At 55.7% G+C, this 25,996-nt stretch carries 22 protein-coding genes; 11 read left to right on the top strand and 11 right to left on the bottom strand.

Annotated elements, in window-relative coordinates:
- Positions 1-355: 355 nt before the first annotated feature.
- Positions 356-1,591 (bottom strand): lytic murein transglycosylase, encoded by a 1,236-nt coding sequence (locus ACR0KC_RS09950; protein WP_480771791.1) that lies wholly within the window; start codon positions 1,589-1,591, stop codon positions 356-358.
- A gap of 231 nt (positions 1,592-1,822) precedes the next feature.
- On the opposite strand from ACR0KC_RS09950, the gene ACR0KC_RS09945 reads away from it, so the two are divergent.
- From ACR0KC_RS09945 to ACR0KC_RS09920, 6 genes are read left to right on the top strand one after another with little or no spacing between them, the layout of a single operon-like run.
- Positions 1,823-2,686: a cytochrome ubiquinol oxidase subunit II gene (locus ACR0KC_RS09945; protein ID WP_480436524.1), complete on the top strand. Its 864-nt coding sequence runs from the start codon at positions 1,823-1,825 to the stop codon at positions 2,684-2,686.
- Positions 2,683-4,773, top strand: coding sequence for a cbb3-type cytochrome c oxidase subunit I (locus ACR0KC_RS09940; RefSeq protein WP_480771790.1), 2,091 nt, complete (start codon positions 2,683-2,685; stop codon positions 4,771-4,773). Before ACR0KC_RS09945 ends, ACR0KC_RS09940 begins: the two co-directional genes overlap by 4 nt.
- The gene (locus tag ACR0KC_RS09935; RefSeq protein ID WP_480706206.1) at positions 4,770-5,402 is read left to right on the top strand and encodes a cytochrome c oxidase subunit 3; all 633 of its coding nucleotides are present in this window, start codon (positions 4,770-4,772) and stop codon (positions 5,400-5,402) included. Before ACR0KC_RS09940 ends, ACR0KC_RS09935 begins: the two co-directional genes overlap by 4 nt.
- A complete protein-coding gene (locus ACR0KC_RS09930; protein ID WP_255612219.1) occupies positions 5,395-5,721 on the top strand; it encodes a cytochrome o ubiquinol oxidase subunit IV in 327 nt (108 codons plus the stop codon). The genes ACR0KC_RS09935 and ACR0KC_RS09930 overlap by 8 nt, the downstream gene beginning before the upstream one ends.
- A gap of 35 nt (positions 5,722-5,756) precedes the next feature.
- Positions 5,757-6,734, top strand: coding sequence for an HlyD family secretion protein (locus tag ACR0KC_RS09925; RefSeq protein ID WP_480706203.1), 978 nt, complete (start codon positions 5,757-5,759; stop codon positions 6,732-6,734).
- Complete coding sequence (locus ACR0KC_RS09920; protein WP_170663497.1) at positions 6,731-8,248, top strand: DHA2 family efflux MFS transporter permease subunit; 1,518 nt, start codon at positions 6,731-6,733, stop codon at positions 8,246-8,248. Before ACR0KC_RS09925 ends, ACR0KC_RS09920 begins: the two co-directional genes overlap by 4 nt.
- Here ACR0KC_RS09920 and crcB read toward each other — a convergent pair.
- Positions 8,245-8,607 carry a fluoride efflux transporter CrcB gene (gene crcB / locus ACR0KC_RS09915; RefSeq protein ID WP_480706201.1) on the bottom strand — a complete coding sequence of 121 codons (363 nt, stop codon included), beginning with the start codon at positions 8,605-8,607 and terminating at the stop codon, positions 8,245-8,247. The two genes, ACR0KC_RS09920 and crcB, sit on opposite strands and share 4 nt — an antisense overlap.
- The gene (locus ACR0KC_RS09910; protein ID WP_480771789.1) at positions 8,604-9,011 is read right to left on the bottom strand and encodes a fluoride efflux transporter FluC; all 408 of its coding nucleotides are present in this window, start codon (positions 9,009-9,011) and stop codon (positions 8,604-8,606) included. Before ACR0KC_RS09910 ends, crcB begins: the two co-directional genes overlap by 4 nt.
- A gap of 216 nt (positions 9,012-9,227) precedes the next feature.
- On the opposite strand from ACR0KC_RS09910, the gene ACR0KC_RS09905 reads away from it, so the two are divergent.
- Positions 9,228-10,808, top strand: coding sequence for an FMN-binding glutamate synthase family protein (locus ACR0KC_RS09905; RefSeq protein WP_170635839.1), 1,581 nt, complete (start codon positions 9,228-9,230; stop codon positions 10,806-10,808).
- A gap of 6 nt (positions 10,809-10,814) precedes the next feature.
- Here the strand turns inward: ACR0KC_RS09905 and ACR0KC_RS09900 are convergent, their stop codons facing one another.
- Genes ACR0KC_RS09900 through ACR0KC_RS09885 form a run of 4 tightly spaced genes read right to left on the bottom strand, consistent with a single transcriptional unit; the run spans position 10,815 to position 14,731 of the window.
- On the bottom strand, positions 10,815-11,471 hold the full coding sequence (locus tag ACR0KC_RS09900) for an ABC-type transport auxiliary lipoprotein family protein (protein ID WP_170596158.1): 657 nt from the start codon (positions 11,469-11,471) through the stop codon (positions 10,815-10,817).
- On the bottom strand, positions 11,468-12,784 hold the full coding sequence (locus ACR0KC_RS09895) for an MlaD family protein (protein WP_170394518.1): 1,317 nt from the start codon (positions 12,782-12,784) through the stop codon (positions 11,468-11,470). Before ACR0KC_RS09895 ends, ACR0KC_RS09900 begins: the two co-directional genes overlap by 4 nt.
- Before the next feature lie 5 nt (positions 12,785-12,789).
- Positions 12,790-13,605, bottom strand: a complete 816-nt coding sequence (locus ACR0KC_RS09890; protein ID WP_170394521.1) for an ABC transporter ATP-binding protein — start codon at positions 13,603-13,605, stop codon at positions 12,790-12,792.
- Position 13,606: 1 nt separating this feature from the next.
- Positions 13,607-14,731, bottom strand: a complete 1,125-nt coding sequence (locus tag ACR0KC_RS09885; protein ID WP_170422810.1) for an ABC transporter permease — start codon at positions 14,729-14,731, stop codon at positions 13,607-13,609.
- Positions 14,732-15,127: 396 nt separating this feature from the next.
- Here ACR0KC_RS09885 and aspT point away from each other — a divergent pair, with 396 nt between their 5' ends.
- The 4 genes from aspT to ACR0KC_RS09865 are packed head-to-tail and all read left to right on the top strand — an operon-like array spanning position 15,128 to position 21,107.
- Complete coding sequence (gene aspT, locus ACR0KC_RS09880; RefSeq protein ID WP_480706195.1) at positions 15,128-16,813, top strand: aspartate-alanine antiporter; 1,686 nt, start codon at positions 15,128-15,130, stop codon at positions 16,811-16,813.
- Positions 16,814-16,831: 18 nt separating this feature from the next.
- Positions 16,832-18,448 (top strand): bifunctional aspartate transaminase/aspartate 4-decarboxylase, encoded by a 1,617-nt coding sequence (locus tag ACR0KC_RS09875; protein WP_480771788.1) that lies wholly within the window; start codon positions 16,832-16,834, stop codon positions 18,446-18,448.
- Between the two features lie 55 nt (positions 18,449-18,503).
- Positions 18,504-20,405: a PAS-domain containing protein gene (locus ACR0KC_RS09870; protein WP_480771787.1), complete on the top strand. Its 1,902-nt coding sequence runs from the start codon at positions 18,504-18,506 to the stop codon at positions 20,403-20,405.
- On the top strand, positions 20,406-21,107 hold the full coding sequence (locus ACR0KC_RS09865; RefSeq protein ID WP_480771786.1) for a response regulator transcription factor: 702 nt from the start codon (positions 20,406-20,408) through the stop codon (positions 21,105-21,107).
- A 74-nt stretch (positions 21,108-21,181) separates the two neighbouring features.
- Here the strand turns inward: ACR0KC_RS09865 and ACR0KC_RS09860 are convergent, their stop codons facing one another.
- From ACR0KC_RS09860 to ACR0KC_RS09845, 4 genes are all read right to left on the bottom strand, one after another.
- Positions 21,182-22,492: an HlyD family type I secretion periplasmic adaptor subunit gene (locus tag ACR0KC_RS09860; RefSeq protein WP_170596152.1), complete on the bottom strand. Its 1,311-nt coding sequence runs from the start codon at positions 22,490-22,492 to the stop codon at positions 21,182-21,184.
- Complete coding sequence (locus ACR0KC_RS09855) at positions 22,476-24,608, bottom strand: type I secretion system permease/ATPase (protein WP_480771785.1); 2,133 nt, start codon at positions 24,606-24,608, stop codon at positions 22,476-22,478. Before ACR0KC_RS09855 ends, ACR0KC_RS09860 begins: the two co-directional genes overlap by 17 nt.
- On the bottom strand, positions 24,605-24,787 hold the full coding sequence (locus ACR0KC_RS09850; protein ID WP_170509688.1) for a hypothetical protein: 183 nt from the start codon (positions 24,785-24,787) through the stop codon (positions 24,605-24,607). The genes ACR0KC_RS09855 and ACR0KC_RS09850 overlap by 4 nt, the downstream gene beginning before the upstream one ends.
- Positions 24,788-25,154: 367 nt before the next feature.
- Positions 25,155-25,961 carry a SapC family protein gene (locus tag ACR0KC_RS09845; RefSeq protein WP_480771784.1) on the bottom strand — a complete coding sequence of 269 codons (807 nt, stop codon included), beginning with the start codon at positions 25,959-25,961 and terminating at the stop codon, positions 25,155-25,157.
- Between the last annotated feature and the right edge of the window lie 35 nt (positions 25,962-25,996).

The following is a 25,996-nucleotide window of genomic DNA, read 5'->3' as shown; positions in this document are numbered from 1 at the left end:
AACCGCATTCGCGGTGGGCGCTTGTCTGCCATTTTGTCTCCGGCAATTGTCTGGACTTTACCTTGATCTAGATCGTGCCAAGATCGATAATTTCGGCATTCATGCATCAGGCAATGTCGGAGATCCGAATGCGAAAGCTATCTTTCACTGCCCATGAACCTGTCAGTTTTGAAGCAAAGGTAAAGGGTTTTGCGGTGGGTGAAGACCACAAAGGCTGATTAGAACCGCAGCCGGCGGAGGTGTTAAAATTTTATTTTGAAACGCTTCGTGGCAGTGACATTTTCGTGAAGCTCAACATATCACCGTGGGTGAATGTGTTCGCAGTGATGCTCGTAAATGGCGAATCAGTACGCTGCTACGGCTTCAGAACGGCCTTCAATGAGGCATCGGGGAAGCAGGTTGGTGTGCTTCCAGAAGCCTCTTGCCAGCGCCCGATCGAGCGTCGGGTTTTGTATCCGGGCAGGCCATCGACGCCACCGACGTCATGACCCTGTTGAACAAGCACCTGCTGCATGCTGGCGACATCTGAGCGATAGAGATTGCCGACATCGCCCCAACGACCCCGAAAATCGCCAACTCCGTATTGGATGCGATCGCCGACATGACCCACAAACAGCGCATAAAGGTCGCTGGTGTTATAGTCTTTGAGGACATAGAAATTTGGCGTTACGATAAAGGCCGGACCGCTACGACCGGCAGGCATCATAAGATAGCCCTCGGCATCAAGTTCATGTGCCGGAAAAGGTTTGCCGGAAATGCGATTTACGCCCATGGCGACCCAATCGCGGATCAACCGCCCCTGATCAGGGCCCTCCAACGCGCAAGAAACGGTCGTGGGTAGGATAACTTCGAACCCCCAGTCGCGGCCTGTCACCCATCCGTGCTCGTCAAGATACGCGCCGATCGATGCAATCGTGTCCGAGGCTGAGCCCCAGATATCAGTTCGGCCATCCCCATCGCCATCGCGCGCGTAAGTCAGAAAATTTGTGGGCATGAACTGAGGCTGCCCCAAGGCACCCGCCCAACTGCTTTTCAGTGCGTGGCCTTGGCCGTGACCGGATTCAGCGATCTGTAGCGCAGCAATCAGTTCAGCCGTGAAATACTCGGCACGCGTACTCATAAACCCTTTGGTGCCCAGCACCTGAAACGCATTATGGCGGATCGGGACTTGTCCATAGCCGCTCTCGCGCCCCCAGATGGCCAGAATGATACGGGCGGGTACGCCGGTTTCTGCCTCGATACGCGCCAGTGTACCCGCATGGCGCCTAGCCATCTTGCGACCGACGGAGGTGGCACCCTGGACTGATCCGGCATTGAAATATCGACCAGGTGAGCCGAACTCGGCCTGCCGTTGTTGCTTGGGTGTCTTTTGGGGGCTTCCCGGCGGAACCAGGTCAGGAAGGTCCCAGTTTAGCGTTACCCCGTCAAAGGCGGTTTGGAACGTGCGTTTCGAAACGCCCTTTGCTTTTGCCTGAGGCCATATGGCTTGTTGTAGCCAGTTCTGGAACTGACGTTCAACCTCAGCGCGATCTTGCGCTACCGAGGGGGCGGCAAGACAAACCAGAGAGACTATAGCAAGAACCAAACGCATATGATTGGTCTCGCGCGCGCTTGACCTCATGTCAACAGCGGCGGCGCAGGGTGATTTTGGAAAAGTTCTTGAGAAAATCCGTGACTCTGCCGATAGTTGCCGGGAAACCCCGCCGCAAGAGGATCATCAGGTGTGACCTTGTCTCGGATACATTCAGTCGCTGTGCCAGCCTTGGTGATCTTTGTTGCTCTGTTGTTGACGGCTGAGTCTGCCGGGGCGAGTGATAGCTTCATGGACCCCCAAGGCCCGATTGCAGCGGTGCAAAAGACACACCTTTTGCGCGCGACGGCTCTTATCTTGATCGCTGTGATACCGGTTCTGGCTCTGGTGCCGCTGATTGCCCTGCGTTATCGCCGACGTAAGGGTGGAAACGCTGCATACACGCCGCATTGGGATTTTTCGGCGAAGCTTGAATTTCTGATGTGGGGCGTCCCGGTCGTGATCGTGATGATCCTGTCTTTCTATCTCTGGAAAGCGACACATCGTCTTGACCCTTATTCCGCCCCTTTTGGAGAGGAGCCTGCCCTAAATGTGCAGGTGGTTGGCCTCGATTGGAAATGGCTGTTCATCTATCCAGATCATGGCATCGCAACGGTGGGAGAACTGGGCATACCGATCAAACAGCAAGTTGCGATGACGCTGACCACAGACACGGTGATGCAGTCGTTCATGATCCCGGCGCTGGCGGGGCAAATCTATGCCATGCCGGGGATGACGACTCGGCTACACCTGGTGGCAGACTCGCCTGAAACGATGCAAGGCGAGAACACACAGTATAATGGCCGAGGATTCACAAAGCAGAAATTCCTGGCGCAAGCCATGCAGCCCGAGGATTTTCAGGCATGGGTCGCCAGCGTAAAAGCGCATGGCATACCGTTGACCGAAAGCACTTATCGAACGTTGGCGATGCGTACGGATCGGGATGAGGTGCAGGCAGCATTGGGCACCGAACTCATGCCGCTGAATGCGCTTTATTTCACGCTGGAAGAGGGCGACCTGTTCCATTCGATCCTGCGTCGTTATCACAGCGGAGAGCCTCTGCAGTTGGATCAGCAACCCGGAACGGCTGAATACGGGCAGGAGGCAAGCCAATGACAAATGCCGAGACCGGTTTCTTCGGTCGCCTGAGCTGGGATGCATTTCCCATCGCTGGACTGATCCAGAATCCTGGCGCAAATGAGATCATTGCAAACGCTGCTGCTGCTATTGTGATCGTGGGCGTAGTGGTAGTGATTGGCATCCTGACGTGGTTCCGGTTGTGGGGTCCGCTCTGGCGCGATTGGCTGACCAGCGCTGATCACAAGAAGATCGGCATCATGTACATTGTCTTCGCCATCGTCATGCTGGCGCGGGGCGTCTTGGAAGGCGTGGTGATGCGGGCCCAACAGGCGGCGGGACCGGGGGACGGATTCCTGGAACCCGAGCATTTCGCGGAACTGTTTAGCACTCATGGCACCATAATGGTGTTCTTCGTCGCGGTACCTTTTGTCTTTGGCGTCGCTAATTACATAATTCCGCTCATGATAGGCGCGCGCGACGTGGCCTTTCCGGTGATGAACCAGATCGGGCTTGGTCTGACCGTCTCGGCCGGGCTGATGCTGATGGTCTCGCTGGTGGTGGGCGAATTCTCAACAGGTGGTTGGACCGCCTATCCGCCCTATACCGGGGCCGCGTTCAATCCCGGCGTTGGGCCGGATTACTGGATCTGGGCCATCGTGGTCTCGGGCGTGGGCACAACACTGACTGGCATCAACTTTGCCGTCACGATCTACAAGCTGCGTGCGCCGGGGATGAAGTTCATGTGGTTGCCCATGTATTGCTGGACGATCATTTGCAGCTCGATCCTGATCATCTTTGCTATGCCGCCCCTAGGCGTTGCCGCGTTGCTGCTGGCCGCGGATCGCTATCTGGATTTTCACTTCTTCACCAATGACCTTGGCGGCAACATGATGAACTATGCCAACCTGTTCTGGCTGTTTGGCCACCCCGAGGTCTACCTGTTGGTCCTGCCTGCATATGGAATCTATTCTGAGGTCTTTGCCACCTTTTCGGCCAAGCGTCTCTATGGTTACAACTCACTGGTCATCGCAACAATGTCGATTGCGGTCATGTCCTTCACGGTTTGGTTGCATCATTTCTTCACCATGGGGCAAAGCGCTCTGATCAACGCGGTGTTCGGGATTGCCACGATGCTGATCGCCATTCCGACCGGGGTTAAGGTCTATGACTGGATGGCGACTCTGTACCGTGGGCGCATTCGATTCTCGGTCCCGATGCTTTATGGCCTTGCGTTCTTGATGTTGTTCGTCATCGGCGGCCTCAGCGGAGTGGTTCTTGCCAATCCAACCGTCGACTATCAGGTCCATAATACGCTGTTTCTGGTTGCGCATTTCCACAACGCGTTGCTACCCGGTGTGCTGTTCGGGTTGCTAGCCGGCTATAACTACTGGTTTCCCAAGGCCTTTGGGTTCCGTCTAAACGAGTTCTGGGGCCGCGTTTCGGTTTTCTGCTGGACGGTTGGGTTTCTGCTGACCTTCATGCCGCTCTACTTCGTTGGTCTGATGGGCATGCCCCGCCGGTCGTTCAGTTGGGAGGATCCCAGCTTTCACCCCTACATGATCACCGCCGCCATAGGATCGCTGGTGATTACTTGCGGGTTGCTTTCGATCCTGGTCCAATTGTGGGTCAGTATACGCGACCGAGAACAGACCCGCGCACCGGTCGGTGATCCTTGGGACGGGCGCACGCTGGAATGGTCGATCCCGTCTCCGCCGCCGCCCTACAACTTCGCTATTATTCCGCAGGTTAGTGACCGCGATGACTTTGCTGCAGCTAAGGAGCGCGGACAAGCCTATCCTGCACCCGCGGCCTACGAAGATATCGAGATGCCGCGCAACACCGGCATCGGGTTTATCCTCTGCGTGCTCAGTGGCATCTGGATGTTCTCTCTGGTCTGGTGGATCTGGTGGCTGGCAGCACTGATGACCATCGCGATGATCCTCGCCATTATCATCTGGAGTTTCGACACCAGCACCGAGGTCATCATCCCCGCCGAAGAGGTCCGCAAAGAACACGAGGCGTGGTTGGCGCTGGTCCACAGCAACGCCGCTGTGGATCGCGATCATGAAAGTACACCGGAAAATCGCGGCCTCGCCCGCCCGGATATGGAGGCCGTGACATGAGGCGCGCACCCAAGCACAGTTATCCGGGGATAAACCTCGGCGAGGACCACGCCAGCGCCCACAAGGCGACCGAGGTCGTCACTTTCGGCTTCTGGGTCTTCCTGATGAGCGATCTGGTCTATTTCGGCCTGATGTTCGCGATCTATATCACCATGATAGACGCGCAAGCCGGCGGTCTAGGCCCGCATGAGCTGTTCGACCTGAAAAGCATCTTTGCCCAGACTCTCATTCTGCTGACCAGCAGTTTGACCGTCGGGTTGGCGATGTTGGCGCTGAAATACAACCTGCCTCGGGCACGGATCGTGCTGTGGTTCGGAGTGACTCTGTTGCTGGGGCTCAGTTTTCTGGTTTTGGAAATCCGTGATTTCATGAACATGGCAGCCCAAGGCGGTATCCCACAGCGTAGCGGGTTTTTGTCGGCCTTCTATGGTCTCGTACCGCTCCACGGCTTGCATGTTGCAGCCGGGTGTCTGTGGCTAATCGTGCTGGGTATTCAGCTGCGTATGTCCGGGCTGACCGATCTGCTGATGTCGCGTATGGTGCGGTTGGCGCTATTCTGGCATTTCCTCGATCTTATCTGGATCGGCATAATAACCATCGTGTATTTCGGAGGGCTGGCCTATGGATAAACGATCCGAGATGCATCACCGCGAACGGCGGCGTTACGTGATTGGCTATGGTGGGTCACTGCTGCTCACGCTGGTGGTATTTGTGATCGCCTATCATTTCGGTATTGAAACACCAGGCGTCTATATGACCATCGGCCTTCTGGGGTTGGCACAACTGGTTGTTCAACTGATCTATTTTCTACACATCGACCGCCGCCGCAGCAGCCGAGAGGATCTGGACCTGGTTCTGTTCTCGACACTTGTTCTGCTGATTATCATCGGCGGGACAGTTTGGATTCTGGGCAATCTGGCCATGCGCATGCATATGCAGGTGATGTGAGGTCGCTCGATTAGGCACCGAAAAGGAAGCTGCTTATGAAGTCATTCAAGGCAATTGCCGCCGCTGGGATCCTGGTCACGATTGCTGTTGGATTGTTCCTTTTCTGGCGGCATGAAGAGCGGTATCCGTCAACAAAAGACGCCTATATCGGCGCGAATATCATCTATGTGGCCGCACAGGTGACCGGGCAGGTTTCAGACGTTGCAGTGGTCGAAAACCAGCCGGTCAATGCAGGCGATTTGCTGTTCTCGATTGATCCGACACAGTTCCAAGCCTCGGTCGATCAGGCCAAAGCTAATCTGGACAGTGCCATTCAGCAGGCTGACTCCTTCTCGAACCAGATCACTGCTGCACAGGCCGCTGTCGAAAGCGCCAACTCTTTCTACGAAACCGCGCAGAGCAATCTTGAACGCGCCCGAGCTTTGTTTTCGGACGGGGACCTCGCGCAGGCCTCGCTGGACCAAACTACATCCGAATTCGCACAGGCTTCGGCCCGGTTGACCACCAGCCGGTCCGAGCTTTCCGCGTTGCAAAGTGGCCTCGCGGCCCGGCAGGACAACGTTTTGTCCTCGCAGGCTGCGTTGGAAATCGCGCAGGCCGATCTTGTCTGGACCAAGGTCTATGCCGCAGCCGATGGCTGGATCTCAAATCTGACGCTGCGCCCGGGGTCGTCTGTCTCTGCCAATGCGCCGCAATTTTCCATTGTCGAGTCGTCTGACTGGTGGGTCGATGCAAATTTCAAGGAAACATCACTGCCACGCATCCGACCCGGTCAGCCGGTCACAGTGCAGGTGGATATGCTTCCAGACACGACCCTGACCGGCAAGGTTGCGTCGATCGGTCGAGGCTCGGGCGATACGTTTTCGTTGTTGCCGTCCGAAAACTCCAGCGGCAACTGGGTCAAGGTCACTCGACGGTTTGCGGTGCGGATCGAGCTTGATCCAACCGACGCCCCGCTGCGTGTTGGAGGCAGCAGCAAAGTTACGGTGGATACAACCGGAACCAGCCAATGACTGATGCCGGCCACATCAATCGCGTGATTGTCGTGGCCGTCGTGCTCAGCGCTATTCTCGAAGTTCTGGACAGTACCATCGTCAATGTTGCGTTGCCGCATATTCAGGCGGCTTTTGGGGCCACAACCGATCAGGCGACATGGATCTTAACCAGCTATATCGTCTCAGCCGTTGTGGTCATGCCGCTGACCGGGTTTGTCGCGCGTCGGGTCGGGCGGCGCAGGCTGATCCTGACTGCGGTCACGGGTTTTGCCACAATGTCTGTCATGTGCGGCCTGTCATGGAGTCTTCAGACTATCGTCGCGTTCCGCCTGGCGCAGGGGATGTTCGGCGCGTTCCTGATCCCGTTATCGCAGTCCATCCTGTTTGACGCCTTTCCGCGTGAAAAACGGGGACAGGCCATGGCGGTCTTTGGCTTGGGCGTGGTGGTCGCACCGGTGTTGGGCCCAACTGTAGGTGCAGTCCTGACTGAGTATTTTTCGTGGCGAATGGTGTTTTTCGTCAACCTTCCGGTCGCCGCCATGGCCCTGCTGCTTTTGGCGGGCGAGTTGCCGGACGACAAAACCGAAGAGGTGCGCATCGACTGGAAAGGCCTGGCGCTGCTGGCAGTTGGCATTGGATGCCTTCAATTCATTCTTGACCAAGGTGAGACCAAGGACTGGCTGTCATCGAGGATGATACAGCTGGCGCTGATCGCTTCGGTTCTTGGGGCGCTGGGGTTCATAGTCCATTCTCTGACATCCCGGCATTCTGTCGTTGATTTGCGCCTTTTTGCGGATCGCAACTTTGCCCTGTGCAACCTGGTGATAGCGGGGTTCGCGATCTCATTGTTTGGCGGGATCGCCATACTGCCAACCTTTGTGCAAAGCCTGCTCGATTACCCCGTGATCGAATCCGGTCATTTGTTCATACCGCGCGGGATCGCCGCAGGTGCATCGATGGTGCTGACCGGGGCCGTACTGGTCACCCGGTTTGATCCACGAGTTTTAGCCGGGTTGGGGATGCTGTTGACAGCAGTGGGGAATTTCATGTTGGGCACGCTCAACCTCGACGCCGGTTTCTGGCAACTGGCTTGGCCGGGCTTTGTCAGTGGTCTGGGGATGGGGCTGGTGTTTGTGCCGATGTCTATTCTGGCATTCGAGAGCATCAGTAAATCAAGGCAGGATGAGGCCTCGGGCCTATTCAACGTCACCAGGCAGCTTGGCTCTTCGGTAGGTATTTCATTGGTGGGGACTTGGGTCGTGCGAGGCCTGCAAACCAATACGGCAGTGCTCAGCCAGAATGTGACACCCTACAATCCTGCTGCACAGGCTTATCTTGCGCCGCTGGGGCTGACACCCGATAGCGCCCAGGGTGCCTCCATTCTGGGGCAAGAAATTTCTCGACAGGCCGAGATGATCTCGTACCTTACTGTATTCAACAATCTTGGACTGCTGGCGTTGGCCACGATCCCACTGTTGTTCTTCTGCCGCGCGCCCAGGCCCGATCAAAGGGCTGCAGCACCCGTTCACTAGCGCGTCAGAACAAGGCCCATCCATAGCGCGAACCAGCACAAGACGAGGCTGAGAACGATGTTACCGGCGGCAAATACGATCGTCCGTTCACGGTGCAATTGCAGCGATTGATAGGCGAAGCTTGAGAATGTGGTGAAGCCGCCGCAAAACCCGAATACAAGGCGTTTTTCCTCTTCGCCCATTTCCGCAGAGCCACCCAGATAACCAATCCAAAGACCCAGCAGAAGGCTGCCCAGAACATTCACGATCAGGGTCGAGTACGGCAGATCATGCGTCACCCGAAGCGCCAGCCAATGCCGCAGTACAGCCCCCAATCCTCCGCCCAATGCGAACATGGCATGTAGATACAAGGTCGTCATTCCGATGTTTCCCGGGAATGATGCCGCCGACCCAGCGCTTCCCCAAGAACCGCCGCCGTAAGACCAAATGCGATCTCCGCGCTTACGGCGATAATCACAAACCAATTCCCGGTTTCTGCCAGTCTTTCCAGCTCGGCGACGAATGAGGAAAACGTCGATAGCCCACCGCAAAATCCGACGGCCCCTAGATGCAGGACGTGGGCGTGGACACGATTTCGAATGGCATAGAGCCAACCTAGAACGAAACAGGCCGCAACATTGATGCCGAAAGTCGCGGTCAGGAACGGAGCGCCGGGGATCTCCAGCGAAAATAGCTCGCGCAGCAACGACCCTGCAGCACCCCCCACAAAGACGGCTGTATACATCAGGGCGCGATGCCCGAATACAGGCGCTGTTTTCGACACTGCGGTTGATCCTGCTCTGACCAGCGTTTCATTTTGCATACAGACTGCTTTTGCTTGGTTCAACCGGCCTCGCTAACCCAACCGTTATCTTTGTTTGATTAGCAAGGGCTTGCGCAAACAGGTCAATTTGTTCCACGTTCTGGATGAAGAGCAGGGTCATGGACCCAATACCCATTCAAGGTCACGCTGTCACAGCGCTACTCAGGGAGATAGGAAATGATTGTTCGCAGGCTTTACTATTTCCTCAGCTATGTCTGCTTGCCTTTGACTTTGCTTTGGGGTTTTTTCTGGCCACCCGCTCACTGGTTGCTGATCATACTGATCCCCTATGCGGTTGTCGGTCTCTACGATATGCTGACAACCAAGCATAATGTGCTGAACAACTACCCGGTACTGGGTCACTTCCGATATATGTTGGAGTTTGTCAGCCCTGAAATCCGGCAGTATTTCGTTGAAACCAATGAAAGCGGGCGGCCCTATAATCGGATCATCCGCAGTCTGGTCTATTCCCGCGCCAAGGGGCAGGTGGATACTCAGGCGTTCGGTACTCAGTACGATATCATGACGGTAGGTTATCACCGCGCTGATCACTCGCTATCCCCCAAGCACGTTGAAGAGAGCGAAGAACGGGTGATATTGGGCGGCCCTCAATGCGACAAACCCTACAATGCGTCGCGTCTGAACGTATCAGCAATGAGTTTCGGTGCACTCAGCGCCAACGCAATCCGTGCTTTGAATGGCGGTGCAAAAGATGGGGGTTTTGCGCATAACACGGGCGAAGGCGGACTGTCCCCCCACCATCTGGCAGAAGGTGGAGACATCATCTGGCAAATCGGAACAGGATATTTTGGATGCCGCACGCCTGATGGTGGGTTCGATAAGGACCTGTTTGCCGAAAAGGCCAAGAAAGATGTCGTCAAAGCGATCGAGATCAAATTGTCGCAAGGGGCGAAGCCGTCTCATGGCGGGGTCCTACCGGCAGCAAAGGTGGATGAAGAAATCGCCGAGATTCGTGGGGTTCCAGTACATCAGGATGTGATTTCCCCACCTATTCATTCGGCCTTTGATGGACCGACTGGATTGATGCATTTCGTTCAGCATCTGCGAGAGATGTCAGGTGGCAAGCCCGTAGGCTTCAAACTGTGCATCGGTCGTCGATCCGAGTTTATGGCGATTTGCAAAGCGATGTTGGAAACTGAGATTCTGCCTGACTTCATCACGGTGGACGGCGCGGAAGGGGGCACTGGCGCTGCCCCGGTCGAGTTCACCAACCGATTGGGGATGCCGCTCAACGAGGCACTGATATTTGTAAACAACTGTCTGCGCGGTATCGGGGTCCGCGACAAGGTGCGGGTGATCTGTTCGGGCAAAGTGGCCACTGGGTTCGATATGGTCGAGAAATTCGCTTTGGGTGCGGATATGTGTAACGCGGCGCGGGCGATGATGTTTGCGGTGGGGTGCATTCAGGCGCTGCATTGCAACACCAACAGGTGCCCTTCGGGGGTGGCGACGCAAGATCCGATCCGTGGGCGGGCGGTGAATGTGCCACAGAAAAGACAGCGCGTGCATCGGTTTCATGACGCGACGCTTGAAAGCTTCCGCGAGATATTAGGGGCTATGGGCAAAGCAAAAGTTTCCGACCTGCGCCCTGCCGACATCCGGCGCCGAAATGCGGATGAACGAGAGCGGTCTTATGCCGAGCTATACAGCTTTCTGGATGACGGCTCTCTGTTGGGCAAGACCATCCCTGAAGAGTTCGCCGCTGACTGGCAAGTCGCCTCAGCGAGCCAGTTCTAGCGACCGCTAGCTAGGTGTTGATCGCGGGTTATTGAGCGTATGCGTATGGATTTTGCGGATGCTCCATTCCACGGCATCCCGCATTGTCTTTCCCAAGGCGATATCAAAGGCCTCAACCAGTTCGGGTGTTTTATCGCTGGTCGCCAGCACTGCTTCCTGGAATGAGCTTGAAGCGATGATCTTGTCCTCATACTCATCGATAATCTTAATATTGATGCGCACTTCTACGCGGACCGTCTTCGTGTCTTCGGTTTCGCTGATGACGATGCCCTGAAATTCGCGCAGATCAGGCGCGATCACATAGTCCGCTCTCAGGCCTACGGTCGAACGTCCTACGGCCGCGACCTTGCCCGAATTTTCGTAGCTTTCGACCATCAGCGCCTGCACAATTAACGGCGCGCGATCCACCCATCGGGCCCGCGGCAGATACTGTACCTGAAGCAAGGTGGGCTGCACGGCGATCTGATCGGTGTTCACGGCCGCCGTCGCTGTGGGCTCTTCGACAACGATCTGTTTTTGGATTCGCGGCAGCGATGACGAGAACGTGCTTTTGGGTGTCAGCAAATACAAGTCATTGGGCTTAGAAGCCTGCCGCAGCGTGCCCAAGCCCGTGCAGCCCGTCAAAGCGGCCAAAACCAGAGTCAATATTAAGGGCCGTATCATTGACGAAACTCCGATGCTTGGGTGCCTAACAAAAAGCGGGCCGGGTCGCGTTCGACCTTGTCGACCAATCTATCCAGACTGATGACTAGACGCTGTGATTCCTCGATGAACCGGATGAACTGAGGCAACCCAACGCGCAAGAAGTCCGAAACCTGACGGCGGTTGTCCTGAACGATCCCGTCGATGGTTCCCAGCAGATCCGACGCCGATTGGGAGGCGCTGAGAACATCGTCGGAAATCTTGTCAATCTTTTCGGTGATATTCGAGACGGTTTCCGCAACCTGATTGGCCGCCTTACTCACATCTTCAGCGACAGGTGAGATATCCTCGTCCATCACGCGGTTTGCCGAGTCAAACGCCCTCTCTGCTGAATCGAGCGCCCCTTTGGCTGAATCCATAGTCGATGTAACCGATTCAAGGGTGGTGTTTGCATTCAGAACAGTCTCGCTGATTACCTCAAGCGTAACGCTGCCTTCATCTGACAGCCGAGTCAGCCTTTCGGCCAGGATTGACCCGCGTTCGATAAAGGGCCGGATATCTTCCTGAATCACGCTTTCAGCACTGGCAATGGCGTTATTTGCAGTCTCTAGCGTTGTTTTGGCGGATTCTGAGGTTTCTTTGATGCTCTTCAGCGTGTCCGTTCCTGTGCTCAACGTCGTCTCGGCCGTATTCGCCAACGTATCCAGTCTCTTGGTAAATTCTCCAACGTCTTTGGCCGCACCGCCCAAATCGGACGAGAGCGACTGGAAATCCGTCAGAGTTTTATCCAGCTTGCCCGACGCTTCTGCCAGATTGTTCAGGATATCCGACACCGCCTTTCGGTTTTTGTCATCAACAACCGAATTGAGGTTCTCCAACAGGGTGACCGCCTTTTCCAGAACCTCTGGCGCACCCTCAAGCAAGGATTGAATCGAACTGCGCTTGCTTGGGATGACACTATTCTGGGCCAGCCTTTCTGCGGTTGGGGACCCGCCGGAAAGCTCAACATAAGCAACCCCTGTCACACCCAGAGATTGCAACTGTGCGATGGTTTCTTTGGTAACAGGGATGTCGGCATCAACCTCAAGCCGCACTCGCACCTTTGACGGGTCATCTTTGTCCAAGTCCAAGGAAACCACCTGACCCACGGGCAAGCCGTTGTAATTTACGCCACCTGCAGCCGACAGGCCCGAGACATTGTCGAACAACACATCATAATAGGCGTATTGCCGGGTCACTTCGAATTTGGCGAGCCACAGAAAGAACCCGAAGGCACCAAGGATGCCCGCCAGGGTGAACGCACCGATCAGGATGTAATTCGCTCGGGTCTCCATCGCCTCTACCTGTCCTGCCCCTTCTGTTGTGCCGCACGGGCGCGGGGGCCTGTGAAATATTCCTGAACCCAAGGATGGTCGACCTTGGTCATCTCTTCTATCGGACCTTCAACCAGCACGCGTTTTTCCGCAAGTACCGCGACGCGATCACATATGGCATAAAGGCTGTCCAGATCATGCGTTACCATGAACACGGTCAGCCCCAACGTGTGCTGAAGTTCCCCGATCAGTTCATCATATGCGGCGGCCCCGATCGGGTCCAACCCGGCAGTTGGTTCGTCCAGAAAAACGATTTCGGGGTCCAGCGACAGGGCGCGGGCCAACGCAGCGCGTTTACGCATTCCGCCGGACAGTTCCGAGGGGAACTTGCTGCAACTTAGTTGAGGCAAGCCAACGAGACTGATCTTCAGCCCACCTAGTGCGGCCATCAATTTTTCACTGATACCCGTGTGCTCGCGCAGAGGCGCCATCACGTTCTGCAATACAGTCAGTGAGGAAAACAGCGCACCGTCCTGAAATGCCACGCCCCAGCTTCTTTCGATCCGCTGACGTTCTTCTTCGGGGCCATTAAGAACATCGACGCCAAGAACCTCAATACTTCCCGACTTGGGCTTGTTCAGCCCGACGATCGTACGCAAAAGCACGGACTTCCCAGTGCCCGATCCACCGACAACACCCAGCACTTCACCGCGCCAGACATCGAGGTTGAGGTTGTCGTGGACCACTTGCTCGCCGAACTGGTTGGTTAAATTGCGCACACGAATAACGGCCTCGCGTTTCGTGTCGGATTGGGGCTTGTCCTGAAGCGCGGCTCCATCCATGTCAGATCCCCAACTCTGAGAAGAAGATCGAAAACAGGGCGTCGATGGCGATGACCATAAAGATCGATTGCACGACCGAGGCCGTCGTCCGCTGACCAACGCTTTCGGATGAACCTTTGACCTGCATAGCCTGCCAGCAGGCAATGACACCGATCACCAGTGCAAAGAACGGTGCCTTGATCATCCCGACGGCAAGCTGTGCGACGCCGGTATTTTCCTTCAACCGGGTCAGGAACATGCCGGGGCTGACACCGAGGTCGATCCAACTCATCAACGCTCCGCCGATCAGGCCAGCCATATCGGCAACAAAGCCAAGAATGGGCAACATGATCAACAGCGCCAGAACACGGGGAATGACCAGAACTTCAATCGGATCCAACCCCAGGGTGCGCATCGCATCAATCTCTTCCTGCACCTTCATCGAGCCAATCGAAGCCGTAAAAGCCGAACCGGAGCGACCAGCGACGATGATCGCTGTCAGCAGGATACCAAGCTCACGCAGGATCGAGATGGAGATCAATTCGACAACAAAAATCTCAGCCCCGAACTGTTTCAACTGCGTCGCGCCCTGAAAGGCCAGAACGACGCCGATCAGGAAACCCATCAAGGACACAATCGGCAGCGCCTTGAAGCCGACTTGCTCCATCTGTGACACCAAGGCAGCACGACGCAGTCGCCATGGCATGATCAGAGTCCGGACCAATCGATGCAGAGTAAGGCCAAGAAAGCCGATGATTGATAATGTGTCCTGCCAGGCGCCAAAAGTTTTTTGCCCAATCCGGGCAACCCAATTCACAAAGCCATGCGGCGGCAGTTCTTCTCCTGTAACCTCGGATATGTTGTGCGATACTGTTTCGATCAATGACGAATGCGCAGGGGCCAACCCTTCGAGCTGGACCTGAGCGCCCTCGCTTCCCATCCGCTGCACCAGATTGGCGACTAGCCAGGCCCCTCCGGTATCCAGCGATTCCACCTGCGACATGTCCACAATGACATCTTGGCCGTTGGGCTTTTGGGCAGCAAAACCCGCTTCGACACGATCCAACGATTGAGTGCGCAGATCTCCGGCAAGGCGGATACAAACGCCGGTTGCGCTGGTCTCGGAAATAATCGTCGGCCGTGTCATAGCGGTATGTGATGGCAAACACCGGGTCGCTGCAATGGATTTGTTCGAACCCCTCAGGATTTTGCGCCCGCGCATTGCGGTAGAGCGACAGTGAAGCCCATGGTTCCGATTCTGGAGCAGGCAGAGCGGGCGAGCCATGCGTTTCGCGTGTTTGCATTGTGGCGCAGGCTCAGTCAGGGTGTTCTGAATGAGGGCGGACAAGCAGAACTATTAATATTCAGATAATTATAGACAAATGTCCTTTGTAAGGTATCGTGAGGCCGAAGTTTTCCTGTTGCGGTTGTGTGTTCGAACAGGCGGCTTGGTCGGGCAGCAAGTGGGCCAATTGGGCGCTTCTTCACCTTGTCTCCGGCTTTTGCCTCAAATGCCTGTCAGGCGCGGATTGAGAGGTGATTGATGGTCGATTGGCTGGTGCATATTCTTCAAAACTACCCTGAATTGGCGGTGTTCCTGTCCATCGGTATCGGCTTTCTCGTTGGTCCCTGGAAGCTGATGGGGTTCAGTCTGGGCACGGTCACGGCAACGTTGTTGGCGGCGGTGGTGATCGGGCAGGCCCAGATTGAAATCGACTCGGCGGTCAAATCGACTTTCTTCATCTTGTTCATCTTTGCTGTGGGCTACGGTGTCGGACCTCAGTTCATCCGCGGCCTGAAAGCAGACGGCGCGCGCGAGGTGTTCTTTGCGCTCAGCGTGCTCGCACTTTGCCTTGTAATCCCGATCATCGCAGCCAAGGTCGCTGGTCTGGAACTTGGCTATGCCGCGGGGCTTTATGCCGGATCGCAGACTATTTCAGCGGCGATCGGTGTAGCCACCGACCAAATCGGCCAGCTGGGCCTGTCGGCGGAACAGGCCAAAACCTATGCTAACCAGATTCCGATTGCCTATGCGGTGACCTATATTTACGGCACAATCGGGTCGGCCATCATTCTGGCCAAGATCGGCCCGCGTCTGATTGGCGTCGATCTGGTCGCGGCCTGTAAGGAATATGAGGCTAAGCTGGGTGGCACGACGTCGGTCGAAACCGGTGATGGCATCGTCTCGGCATATCGCGCGATCGAGGCGCGGGCCTTTGAGATCCCAGAAGGTAGCGATCTGCTGGGGCAACCGGTCAAAAATCTGATGCCCGGTATCCGCATCTATGCCGAACGCCTGAGACGTGACGGGAAGATCATAGAGGTAGATGATAACACCGTATTGCAGGCCGGAGATGTTGTGATGTTCTCAGGCCGCCGCGCTGATCTGGTGGGTTTGCTTGAGACCAATCTTACAGAAGCTGACGCGCCTGATCTGCTGAGCATACCGTCAGAAAAACTGGATGTTCTGATCACCAGCAAAGAGGTTCATAACAAGACGCTTGAAGAGCTAAGCAAACTGTCGATCGCGCGGGGCATTTATGTCTCGAAACTGATGCGAAACATGCAGGATTTGCCGCTGCTACCCGGGACCGTCGTGCATCGTGGTGACATCGTCACAATTCAGGGCAGCAAGCGGCATGTCGAGGCCGCAGTTGCCCAGATTGGCTATGCCGACCGCCCGGTAGACACCACGGATCTGGCTTTTGTAGGCTGGGGGATTTTCATCGGCGGCATCATTGGAACACTGTCAGTCATGATGGGTGGTTTCCCGATCAGCCTTTCCACTACCGGAGGCGCGCTGCTGGCTGGGCTGGTGCTGGGTTGGCTGCGTACGGTGCACCCGACCTTTGGGCGCATCCCGGGTCCGGCGCTTTGGTTGATGAACACTCTGGGTCTGAACGTGTTTATCGCGGTGATAGGGATCACCGCTGGGCCGGGATTTGTCGCGGGACTGCAACAGGCCGGTATTGCGCTGCTGCTATGGGGAATCGTCGCGACCTCGCTACCAATGATCTTTGCAGTTTACGTCGGGCATTACGTGTTCAAATTCCACCCGGCCATTCTGTTTGGTGCCTGCGCAGGTGCGCGCACCACCACTGCCGCGTTGGGTATGATCCAGGAAGCCGCGCAAAGTCGCATCCCGGCGCTTGGCTACGGAATGCCGTATGCGATCGGAAATACACTATTGACCATCTTCGGGATGGTCGTTGTTTTGATCCTAAGCTGATTTGGAGAGGTTCACGTTATGGATAGAGTAGCGCTGCACGATTACGAAGCACTCAGCCCGTTTCAGATCAAGGATGAGCTGATCAAACTGGCCTCGGCCGAGGCGCGTAAGGCCAATAGCGCTTTCCTGAACGCGGGGCGCGGCAATCCTAACTGGGTTGCCACCCGTCCGCGTGAGGCGTTCTTTGCCCTTGGTCAATTTGCCATAACTGAATCCAAACGTGTGATGGATCACCCCGCTGGTTTAGGCGGAATGCCGGCGCAAAAAGGTTGCCATGGACGGCTGCAAAGCTGGGCGTCTGATAATTCCGAAACGCCGGGCGTCGATACGCTGCTTGAGCTCGCGGCGCATGCCATATCCGCGTTTGATTTCGATGCGGACGAGTTTGTGCATGAACTGACGGATTCGATCATCGGTGATAACTATCCGGTGCCTGACCGCATCCTGAAACACAATGCCACCATTGCCCATGAATACCTGATGTGGTCCATGTGCCGAGGTCACCGGCCTGACGCTCAGTTCGATCTGTTCGCAGTCGAAGGCGGCACGGCGGCGATGTGTTATATCTTCAAGTCTCTCAAAGCCAATCGGCTGCTGAACCCGGGTGATACGATCGCGTTGTGTACACCGATCTTCACCCCCTATCTGGAAATGCCAGAGCTTGAGGATTACAGCCTTGAATCCGTCCATGTGGAAACCGACGAGGAAGACGGCTTCCAACTGACGGATGCCGCAGTGGAAAAGCTGAAAGATCCCAAGGTAAAGGCGTTCTTTCTGGTCAACCCGGGCAATCCGTCTTCGGTTGCACTAAGCACCGCATCACTGCGCAAACTGGCGGATTTGGTGGAAAACCACCGTCCCGATCTGATCGTGTTGACGGATGATGTCTATGGCACCTTTGTGCATGATTTTACCTCGGTCATGGGCCATCTGCCACGCAACACGATCGGGGTGTATTCCTATTCCAAGTACTTTGGCTGCACCGGCTGGCGTCTTGGCGTGATTGCTGTCGCGCAAGACAACATCTTCGATCTGAAACTGGCGGATCACCCGGATGAGATCAAACAGGCCCTGGACAAGCGCTATGGCACGCTTAGCCTGACACCGCGCGACATTCGCTTTATCGACCGGCTTGTGGCCGATAGCCGCGATGTGGCCCTGAACCACACAGCAGGCTTGTCGCTGCCGCAGCAGGTGATGATGACGCTGTTTTCACTCAGTGAATTGGTCGACAGCAAGAAAATCTATCAGACCGCCTGCATGGAGCTGGTTCATCGCCGTTTCAAACTGCTGACCGACGCGATGGGCATCGAGGTGCAGGCAGGTGAGCATTATGACGCCTATTACGGCATCATCGATTTCGAATACTGGTTGCGAAAATATGTCGGTGAAGATGTCGTGGCTTGGATCAAGCAGAATGTTCACCCATTGGATATTGCGTTCAAATTGGCGGAAGACTATGGGATCGTTCTGCTGAACGGCAGCGGATTTGATGCTCCGGACTGGTCGGCACGCGTGTCCTTTGCGAACCTGCCGGACGAGGCTTATTCGCAGATCGGAACAGCCGTTCGATCGGTGGCACGTGGCTATGTGCAAGCCTACCGCGCCGCGAACAATTTGCCGCTGCACGGATAGGTAAATCTCCCTACACCTGCGCCTGAACTGGTGATACCCATGGGCGCAGGGGAGGATGAATTTGGACATTTCCGAACAGCGCATCAAGGCGATGACCACGGCTGGCCTGAACCTGATCGGTCAGGCGCTGTCAATTTATGACAGCCAATTGCGTCTCGTGGTCAGCAACCTGCGGTTTCAGGAAATGTTCGACCTGCCAAACGAACTTGTCGAGCCGGGGGCTCTGTTTCGCGACACCATATATTTTCTCGCTAGCCGCGGGGAATACGGTTCGGTCGGCGATGTTGACGAGATGGTCGAGCTACGCGTTTCGCAGGCCCTCGCGTTCGAGCCGCATTATATGGAGCGGACCCGGCCCAATGGTCAGGTGATCTCGGTCGAAGGTGCACCTTTGCCCAATGGGGGTTGGGTGGCCGTCTATACCGACATAACTCGCACGAAGCGGGTAGAAGATTTGCTGCGTGCCCGTTCAGAAGAACTGTCTGACCAACTTCTGAGCCATGCCGAAGAGCTTTCTGCAACCAACCGCAAACTGGCCGCAACCATCACAGCGCTGGAAGAAGCCAAGCGTCAACTGACCGAGATCGAGGCCCGCACGCGGATGACGACCGAGATGATGCCGGCTCATATCGCGCATCTGGATGCCGATGGACGATACGATTACTCAAACCGCCGCCTCAGTTCGGTCATGCCCGGCCGTCCGTCTGACATTCTGGGCCTTCATGTATCAAAGGCTTTGGGGTCATCTGCCTATGACCGGGTAAAGCCACATCTGGAACAGGCCTATGGAGGCCAACCTTCGGTTTTCGAGTTTACCGAAGATCAGGATTCACGCCGCATTCGGGTATCATTCACCCCGGACAAAGCGGGTGGCGTTTATGTCATGTCGGTGGATATCACCGAAGAAACTCAAGCCCGTGTCGCCCTTCAGCAAACGCGGCGCAGAGCCATGGCGGCGCAGATGACAAGCGGGCTTGCCCATGACTTTTCTAATTTGCTGACCATTATTCTGGGCATGCAGGCGCGATTAGAGAGGATGGATCTACCCAAGGAAGCCGATCAGCTAGTCACGGCTACGCAACAAACTGCCCGACGCGGGGGGCAACTGCTGAATCGCATCGCAGACATGACCGGCAATCGCACGCCTCAACCTCAGGCGACGGATATGCGCGGTTTACTTGAGGATTTGCGAATCCTTGCCACCCCGTCCTTGCCGCGGGGCATGGGGTTGTCGGTGGTCAATACTCTACCCGACAAGGTGCTGATGCTCGATCCCGGCATGGTTCAGGATGCACTGCTGAACCTGGTTCTGAATGCGCGGGATGCTTGCGGCACATCGGGCCAGATCACGATCACTGCGCATGCAATCGGGACAATATGGGTTGAGATCACGGTGTCGGACACTGGCCCGGGGTTTACCGGGGAAGCATTAAAGAAGGCGTTAAACCCATTCTTTTCCACCAAAGGCAGCGATGGCTCGGGGTTGGGACTTCCAATGGTCTACGACACGGTAAAGCTGGCGGGCGGTGACCTTAATTTGCGCAACACGCCTTCTGGTGCTTCGGTCGTGATACGTTTGCCCTACCGTCCTGCCCCGTCCGCGCAAGCGGGTCTCGTATTGTTGGTTGAAGACAGCGATGAACTGCGCAGTCAGTTCCGGGACATGCTGGTCGATTTGGGGTGTTCGGTGATCGAGGCAAGCTCGGTCGATGAAGCTTTGACCTTGACGTCGGAAATCGGTGATATCGCGCTGGTTCTATCAGATATTAAGCTGGAGGGCGAAGGCACTGGGATCGACATTGTCGACCGCCTGAATGGTGCGTTGCCCTGTATACTGATGACGTCGCTGCCGCTAAATGACCCGCTACATCATCAGGCATTGACCCGTGCACCTGTCCTAAGCAAACCATTTACATCGTCGCAATTGTCGGCGTTGATCCGAACCGAGGCCGCCTGAATGACACAACCTTTGGTGACCATTCTCGATGACGAACCTGAAATCCGCCGTATCCTAACGGAAGCGCTGGAAGATGCCGGGTTTCAGACTCAAACCTTTTCACGCGCCCGTGAGTTTGAAGCTTCGCTGAAAAGGGTCACTCCGGATCTGTGTTTGGTGGATTTATCATTGCCGGATACCGACGGTCTTGCACTTGTGCACAAACTTGCGCTTGAGCAAGGTGCTGCCGTCATCATCATTTCGGGCCGCGCTCAGGTACAGGACCGGGTAACGGGATTGGAGCTTGGCGCAGATGATTACATCACCAAACCATTTGATCCAGCCGAAGTAATTGCTCGGGTCCGCGCCCGGCTACGCTCTACTGGACCAGCAACGCCGAATTCAGACATAGCCGAATTCAATGGTTGGACCGCACAGTTTGATCGATATGTCTTGATCAATGCCGATGGCGTCGAGACACCTTTCAGTCATGCCGAAGGTGAGGTTCTGCGATTGTTTCTTGAAAGTCCCAAACGCCTGATCAGCCGCGCGCGCATGCAGGACATGTTGGGTGGCGGGGCAGGTGACAGCTTTGACCGCGCTATGGATGTTCGGATTTCCCGCTTGCGAACGAAGCTGGGCGAAGATCCCAAAAACCCGCGCCTTATTAAAACGATATATGGTGCGGGATATATCTTTCTTGGTGACGTGACCTGGTCTTAGTCGTCGGTCCCCCCCGACGCCTAAGATGTCTATCGGCTGGTGCTTTGCTATCTGCTGCCCATCTGTCGTTCTCTTCAATCGCGCAGCGCCTCGTCTTTTATCTTCAGAACAGGTTGGATCAGATAATCCAGAACTGACTTTCGGCCTGACAGAATATCGACCTGAGCGATCATTCCTGGGATGATTTCAACCGCTGTACCACCCGCATCCAACATCGTGTCTGACGTCTGAATTTCGACGACGAAAACCTCTTCTTCACTTCGTTCCGAGCGAGTGATGGTGTCGGCACCGATTCGAACGATCTCACCATCCAGACTGCCGTACCGCGAAAAATCGTAGGCCGTGATCTTGATTTTGACCTTTTGCTCTGGGTGCAGGAAGGCGATGTCCTTGGGCCGGACATAGGCTTCCACCAACAATCTGTCGTCCAACGGAACAATCTCAATCAGTTCCTCACCGCTTCGGGCCATCCCGCCGATCGTCGTCCGGTGAATCCGGTTTACGACACCCCGTACGGGGGCCCGGATCAGCGCGCGAGACGCACGGTCACGCAAAGAGGGCAGGGCAGGTTGCAAGGCGGCAAGCTCTGCCGAAACCAAAGCCAGATCAGTTAGTGCGGCACTACGAAACCGACTGCGCGTCGCGCGGACCTTGTCATCCACTTCATCCAGCCCGGCCTTCAACCGGTTGATCATCGCCTCTGCTCTGACCTTGCGGCCTTTCCATTCCGCCTCGCTACGGCGCAGGGCCAAAAGGGTTGTTGCCGGTTCCATCTTCTGTTCGACCAACGGCACCATCATAGCGCGCTCATCGGCCAACACATTCAGGGTCTCGGTTGACGTGACCTGGTCAACCAATCCCTCTTCGTACTCGCGTTGCCGCTGTTCGCGCTGTCGAGAGAGAATTGCAATCTCAGCTTCAAGTTCTGCTTGCCGACCGTGGTACAGCGCAGTCTCCGACCGCACGACATCTGGCGCGCCAGTCAGAAGATCGTCGTCGAACTCAAGCTCAGCCCCATCGATTTCGGCACGTAGTCGTTGTGCGCGGGCCATCAAACCAAAGGCACGCTGTTGCTCTTGGCTCAACTCTCGTTCGATCTGAGTAGTATTCAGCTCCATCAGCAATGTACCAGCCTCAACCACCAGACCCTCGCGCACGTGAACGGACCGCAAAACACCGGGTTCGGTCGCTTCGATCACCTGAATATCGCCGGATGGCACGATACGCCCATCTGCCCTCACGACATCGTCGAGTTCAGTTAAATGAGCCCAGGCGACGGCGCTTATCAAACAACTGAGTATCAGGAGCAGCAGCAATGATCCCCGCAGCGGTGACCCGCCACGCATTTCACAGGCGAGGCTTTCCAGATCAGGATGCCGCGACATTCAGATGCCTCCCGGGTTTGCGAACTGTCTGCGTCAGGATGTTTTTGGGTCCATCCATCGCAATTTTGCCATCCTCAATCACTATGACCCGATCAACCAGTTCCAGCAGGCTGGTTCGGTGCGTCACAATGATCATCGTGGTATCTGGCGTGGTCTTTTTAAGGCGGCGTATAATTTCGGATTCGGATTTGACGTCCATCGCACTCGTAGGCTCATCCAGCAGCAGGACAGGAGGATGCCCGATAAGCGCCCGGGCCAATGCAATCGCCTGCCTTTGACCACCTGACAATCCTTCTCCTCGTTCGGCTACAGGCTGATCATAGCCCCGTGGGTGCCGCGCGATAAAATCTTCGACACCTGCAATGCGCCCTGCACGGATCAGTTCATCATCACGCGGGCGCACCGACCCGCTGGCAATGTTTTCCCGGACGGTACCGGAAAACAGCCAGATGTCTTGCAAGACTGAACCAATATTTCGCCGCAAGTCGCCGGGATCAATCTGGCGAATGTCCAGCCCGTCCAACATCACCGAGCCCACGCGCGGTTGGTAGAGGCCCAACAGCAGTCGCGCAATCGTACTCTTGCCCGACCCAATCTGGCCCAGGACAGCGACTTTTTCACCGGGTTCGATTGTAAATGAAACACCTTTCATCGCGTCTTCCGTTTGATCAGGATATGCGAAATGAACATTGTTAAACGTTATCCGCCCGGAAAACTCGGATCTGCTGATCCAAGATTTGCCTTCAGGCCGCTCATTGCTCGCCTGCATTAACGTGTCCAGATTGCGGTAGGCACTGCGTGCCTGATTGACACGTGTCAGGGTTTGCGCCAATTGTCCCAGCGGTGCCAGGGCACGGCCGGTCAGCATCACCGACGCAACAAGTGCCCCCATGCTCGTCTGGCCATCCGTGATCAGAAATACACCATAAAAGACGATAAGTACTTGCGCGGCCTGCTGAGTAAATCCAGTTAGGTTCAGGGCAAATTGAGTAACGGCCCTGCTGCGTGATCCGTAGTTTGACTGGCGTGCAATTGCACCTTCCCACCGCATTCGCATCTGCCGACTGGCGGCGGTTGTCTTGATGGTTTCCAAGCCTGATACAGCCTCAACCAGAACAGATTGCTTGGATTGTCCGTCTGCAAGACTTTGTTCAGCAAGACGCGACAGGATCGGTTGAACAGCCAGTCCGCTGAGAAGAACGACTGGTACAGCGAGTGCAGGAACAAGCGCCAGCGGGCCGCCCACCATATAGATCGCGAATATGAATACCGCGATGAATGGCAAGTCTACGACAGCGACGAGTGTGGCAGAAGTAAAGAATTCACGCAAAGTTTCGAATTCGCGGATGGTACTGGCCATTGCACCCGTTGAGCCCGTTCGGGACGACATGCGAATATTCAGCACCTGGTCAAATACTCGCCGTCCCATGGACATGTCAGCATTCTGGCCGGCGCGATCTATGAACCCCGCGCGAAGGAGCTTCAGCGCGAAGTCAAAAAGAAGCGCCAACCCCACGCCAAGCGTCAAAGCAATCAGCGACTCGGTCGCCTCGTTGGGCAAGACCCGGTCGTAGACGATCATGATAAAGACTGAGGTCGTAAGCCCCAGAACGTTTGCCATCGCCGCAGCCAGCGCCACCTGAACATAAGACCAGCGGTTTGCGGCAAGGGACGACCAGAACCAATGACCCCGCTGATCCGCTTGATCTGCGTTAACCTCGTCGCGGTGCAAGGGTCGAAACAACAATGCATAGCCCGTGTAGACTTCGTCCACGCCGCTTTCGGGAACCTCTCCGATACCGTCATCCAAAGTGGGGTCGTAAAGCAATAGATCGCCATTGCGCGTGCGCCCGTGGTACACAACGGCGCGATCGCCTTCCAACAACAAGATCGCGGGTGCCAGCGGTGCATCAAATGCCGACAGCTTTCGCGCACCAAACCCGACCTGCAGGCCTGCTCGTTGTGCCGCGTACATCGCATCGCGCACGGTCAACTCACCTGTATCACCAGATTGGCAGGCGTTCAGTGCTGCAACTGTCAATGGCCGCTCAAGTGTCGCTGCGACATTCAACAAGCAAGCTTCCAATTCGGTCAGAGTTGCACGATCAACATTCATAGCGACTTATCCAGCGTGTCCATCGTGAACCCCGGAGAACCCAGAATGGTCTCGGTTAGGCTCGATGAGGCGTGATTGGCCAAAGCGAAGTTCTGCTCTGCCAGAATCAGCCGTTCCTGTAGCTGCATGTAGTTGCGTTTCGTACCCGACACTCGGGATTTCGCGGTCAATACACCCATTCTAGATTCATGACCGTTTGATACCCGCAAGTAAGACGGCACTTCACTACTAATGGAGTTCGTCTGAACGGGCCGTGCTATCAACCCCAATAAAGCCTGAGCCAAAAATGCACCGCCAGCGGCATTCTGGTAAGCTTGGATTGTCCTTGTTTTGGACCCACTTCGTGCCACAATCGAACTGCTCTGAACAGCCTTTCGCACTTGTTGGTCAAAAGCGTTCTTTGACAGTTTTTTAGATCGTGCTGTTGCGCTTGCTCCGGTCGTTCCTCGCGTTAAAGATGTCTCGACATCGGCTAGGTTGGGCGTTGAGGTGCAGGCTGAAACTGACAGTAACCCCGCTGTTATGCCAAGGATTCCAAGCCCGAGCTTAACCCATTGCATGGATCGCGCCCTCCTTGCATTGTCCGTGCCGAACCTCTTCAGCAAGTGCAGTCATGAATCCGCCAAAGGTGTCGTTTTGTTCTGAACTCCTCGTGCCTGATTGGCTCTGTGCACTGGACAGCCAAACGCAATGCGACAGGGATACTTGATGAGCGTGAATCAACCGTAGCGCGCCGCTGGAAAGCAGGGCCAATTTATAAGACTCGGGCAATCGTTCCAGCAGAATTGGATCAACGCCCCAGTAACCCTCGGTCAAAGTGATGCCATTCTGTTCGTCCAGTGGTACAAGCAGACCCATTTCAGCGATCAAAGAGCAGACTTGGTCCGTTTTGTTTGCCGAGGCCAGGCGATTTTGCAGAAAGCGGCGCACACGGCAGAGATCCTGCGTCAAAAGTCCGTCCACTGTAAAAAATGGTTGGTCTTTAGGGTCATGTGTAACCAACCCTGAATCCTCGTCGACAAACAGACGTGACCGAGAGCCGCCCTTTTTCATAGCTTCTGCCTGGAATGGAAAGCAACGCAACGCTGAGGGCACATAAGGCGCAAGCCAGCGACCGTTTTGGTCGACGAAGGGCGGTGCCATTTCCGGGATGACTGAGAATAGTGCGACGGGAGAAAAACCTGTTTGGTTTGACAGAAACACAATCGGAAAAGATGTGGCAATTTGCGGAACTTCTGAGATGACGATGGGACAGGCGTCCATCTCTGCAACAAATTGGTATGATGTGAACCGGCGCCAGAATCGATTCCTGTGCCGTACAAGGCTGACTGGGAAAAGGCCGTTCTCTGCCATGTGATCCTCTTGTCCTGAAGAGGCGAGGCTACATT

It is taken from the genome of Ruegeria sp. CF3, from assembly GCF_056537365.1.
Note: the sequence above shows the minus strand (reverse complement) of the source record. Positions and strands in the feature narration are given on the sequence as shown.

Excerpts from the sequence above, each read along its gene's own strand:
- ACR0KC_RS09950 (WP_480771791.1), bottom strand. The coding sequence starts at position 1,591 with ATGCGTTTGGTTCTTGCTATAGTCTCTCTGGTTTGTCTTGCCGCCCCC.
- ACR0KC_RS09945 (WP_480436524.1), top strand. The coding sequence starts at position 1,823 with ATGGACCCCCAAGGCCCGATTGCAGCGGTGCAAAAGACACACCTTTTG.
- ACR0KC_RS09940 (WP_480771790.1), top strand. The coding sequence starts at position 2,683 with ATGACAAATGCCGAGACCGGTTTCTTCGGTCGCCTGAGCTGGGATGCA.
- ACR0KC_RS09935 (WP_480706206.1), top strand. The coding sequence starts at position 4,770 with ATGAGGCGCGCACCCAAGCACAGTTATCCGGGGATAAACCTCGGCGAG.
- ACR0KC_RS09930 (WP_255612219.1), top strand. The coding sequence starts at position 5,395 with ATGGATAAACGATCCGAGATGCATCACCGCGAACGGCGGCGTTACGTG.
- ACR0KC_RS09925 (WP_480706203.1), top strand. The coding sequence starts at position 5,757 with ATGAAGTCATTCAAGGCAATTGCCGCCGCTGGGATCCTGGTCACGATT.
- ACR0KC_RS09920 (WP_170663497.1), top strand. The coding sequence starts at position 6,731 with ATGACTGATGCCGGCCACATCAATCGCGTGATTGTCGTGGCCGTCGTG.
- crcB (WP_480706201.1), bottom strand. The coding sequence starts at position 8,607 with ATGACGACCTTGTATCTACATGCCATGTTCGCATTGGGCGGAGGATTG.
- ACR0KC_RS09905 (WP_170635839.1), top strand. The coding sequence starts at position 9,228 with ATGATTGTTCGCAGGCTTTACTATTTCCTCAGCTATGTCTGCTTGCCT.
- ACR0KC_RS09900 (WP_170596158.1), bottom strand. The coding sequence starts at position 11,471 with ATGATACGGCCCTTAATATTGACTCTGGTTTTGGCCGCTTTGACGGGC.
- ACR0KC_RS09895 (WP_170394518.1), bottom strand. The coding sequence starts at position 12,784 with ATGGAGACCCGAGCGAATTACATCCTGATCGGTGCGTTCACCCTGGCG.
- ACR0KC_RS09890 (WP_170394521.1), bottom strand. The coding sequence starts at position 13,605 with ATGGATGGAGCCGCGCTTCAGGACAAGCCCCAATCCGACACGAAACGC.
- ACR0KC_RS09885 (WP_170422810.1), bottom strand. The coding sequence starts at position 14,731 with ATGACACGGCCGACGATTATTTCCGAGACCAGCGCAACCGGCGTTTGT.
- aspT (WP_480706195.1), top strand. The coding sequence starts at position 15,128 with ATGGTCGATTGGCTGGTGCATATTCTTCAAAACTACCCTGAATTGGCG.
- ACR0KC_RS09875 (WP_480771788.1), top strand. The coding sequence starts at position 16,832 with ATGGATAGAGTAGCGCTGCACGATTACGAAGCACTCAGCCCGTTTCAG.
- ACR0KC_RS09870 (WP_480771787.1), top strand. The coding sequence starts at position 18,504 with ATGAATTTGGACATTTCCGAACAGCGCATCAAGGCGATGACCACGGCT.
- ACR0KC_RS09865 (WP_480771786.1), top strand. The coding sequence starts at position 20,406 with ATGACACAACCTTTGGTGACCATTCTCGATGACGAACCTGAAATCCGC.
- ACR0KC_RS09860 (WP_170596152.1), bottom strand. The coding sequence starts at position 22,492 with ATGTCGCGGCATCCTGATCTGGAAAGCCTCGCCTGTGAAATGCGTGGC.
- ACR0KC_RS09855 (WP_480771785.1), bottom strand. The coding sequence starts at position 24,608 with ATGAATGTTGATCGTGCAACTCTGACCGAATTGGAAGCTTGCTTGTTG.
- ACR0KC_RS09850 (WP_170509688.1), bottom strand. The coding sequence starts at position 24,787 with ATGGGTGTATTGACCGCGAAATCCCGAGTGTCGGGTACGAAACGCAAC.
- ACR0KC_RS09845 (WP_480771784.1), bottom strand. The coding sequence starts at position 25,961 with ATGGCAGAGAACGGCCTTTTCCCAGTCAGCCTTGTACGGCACAGGAAT.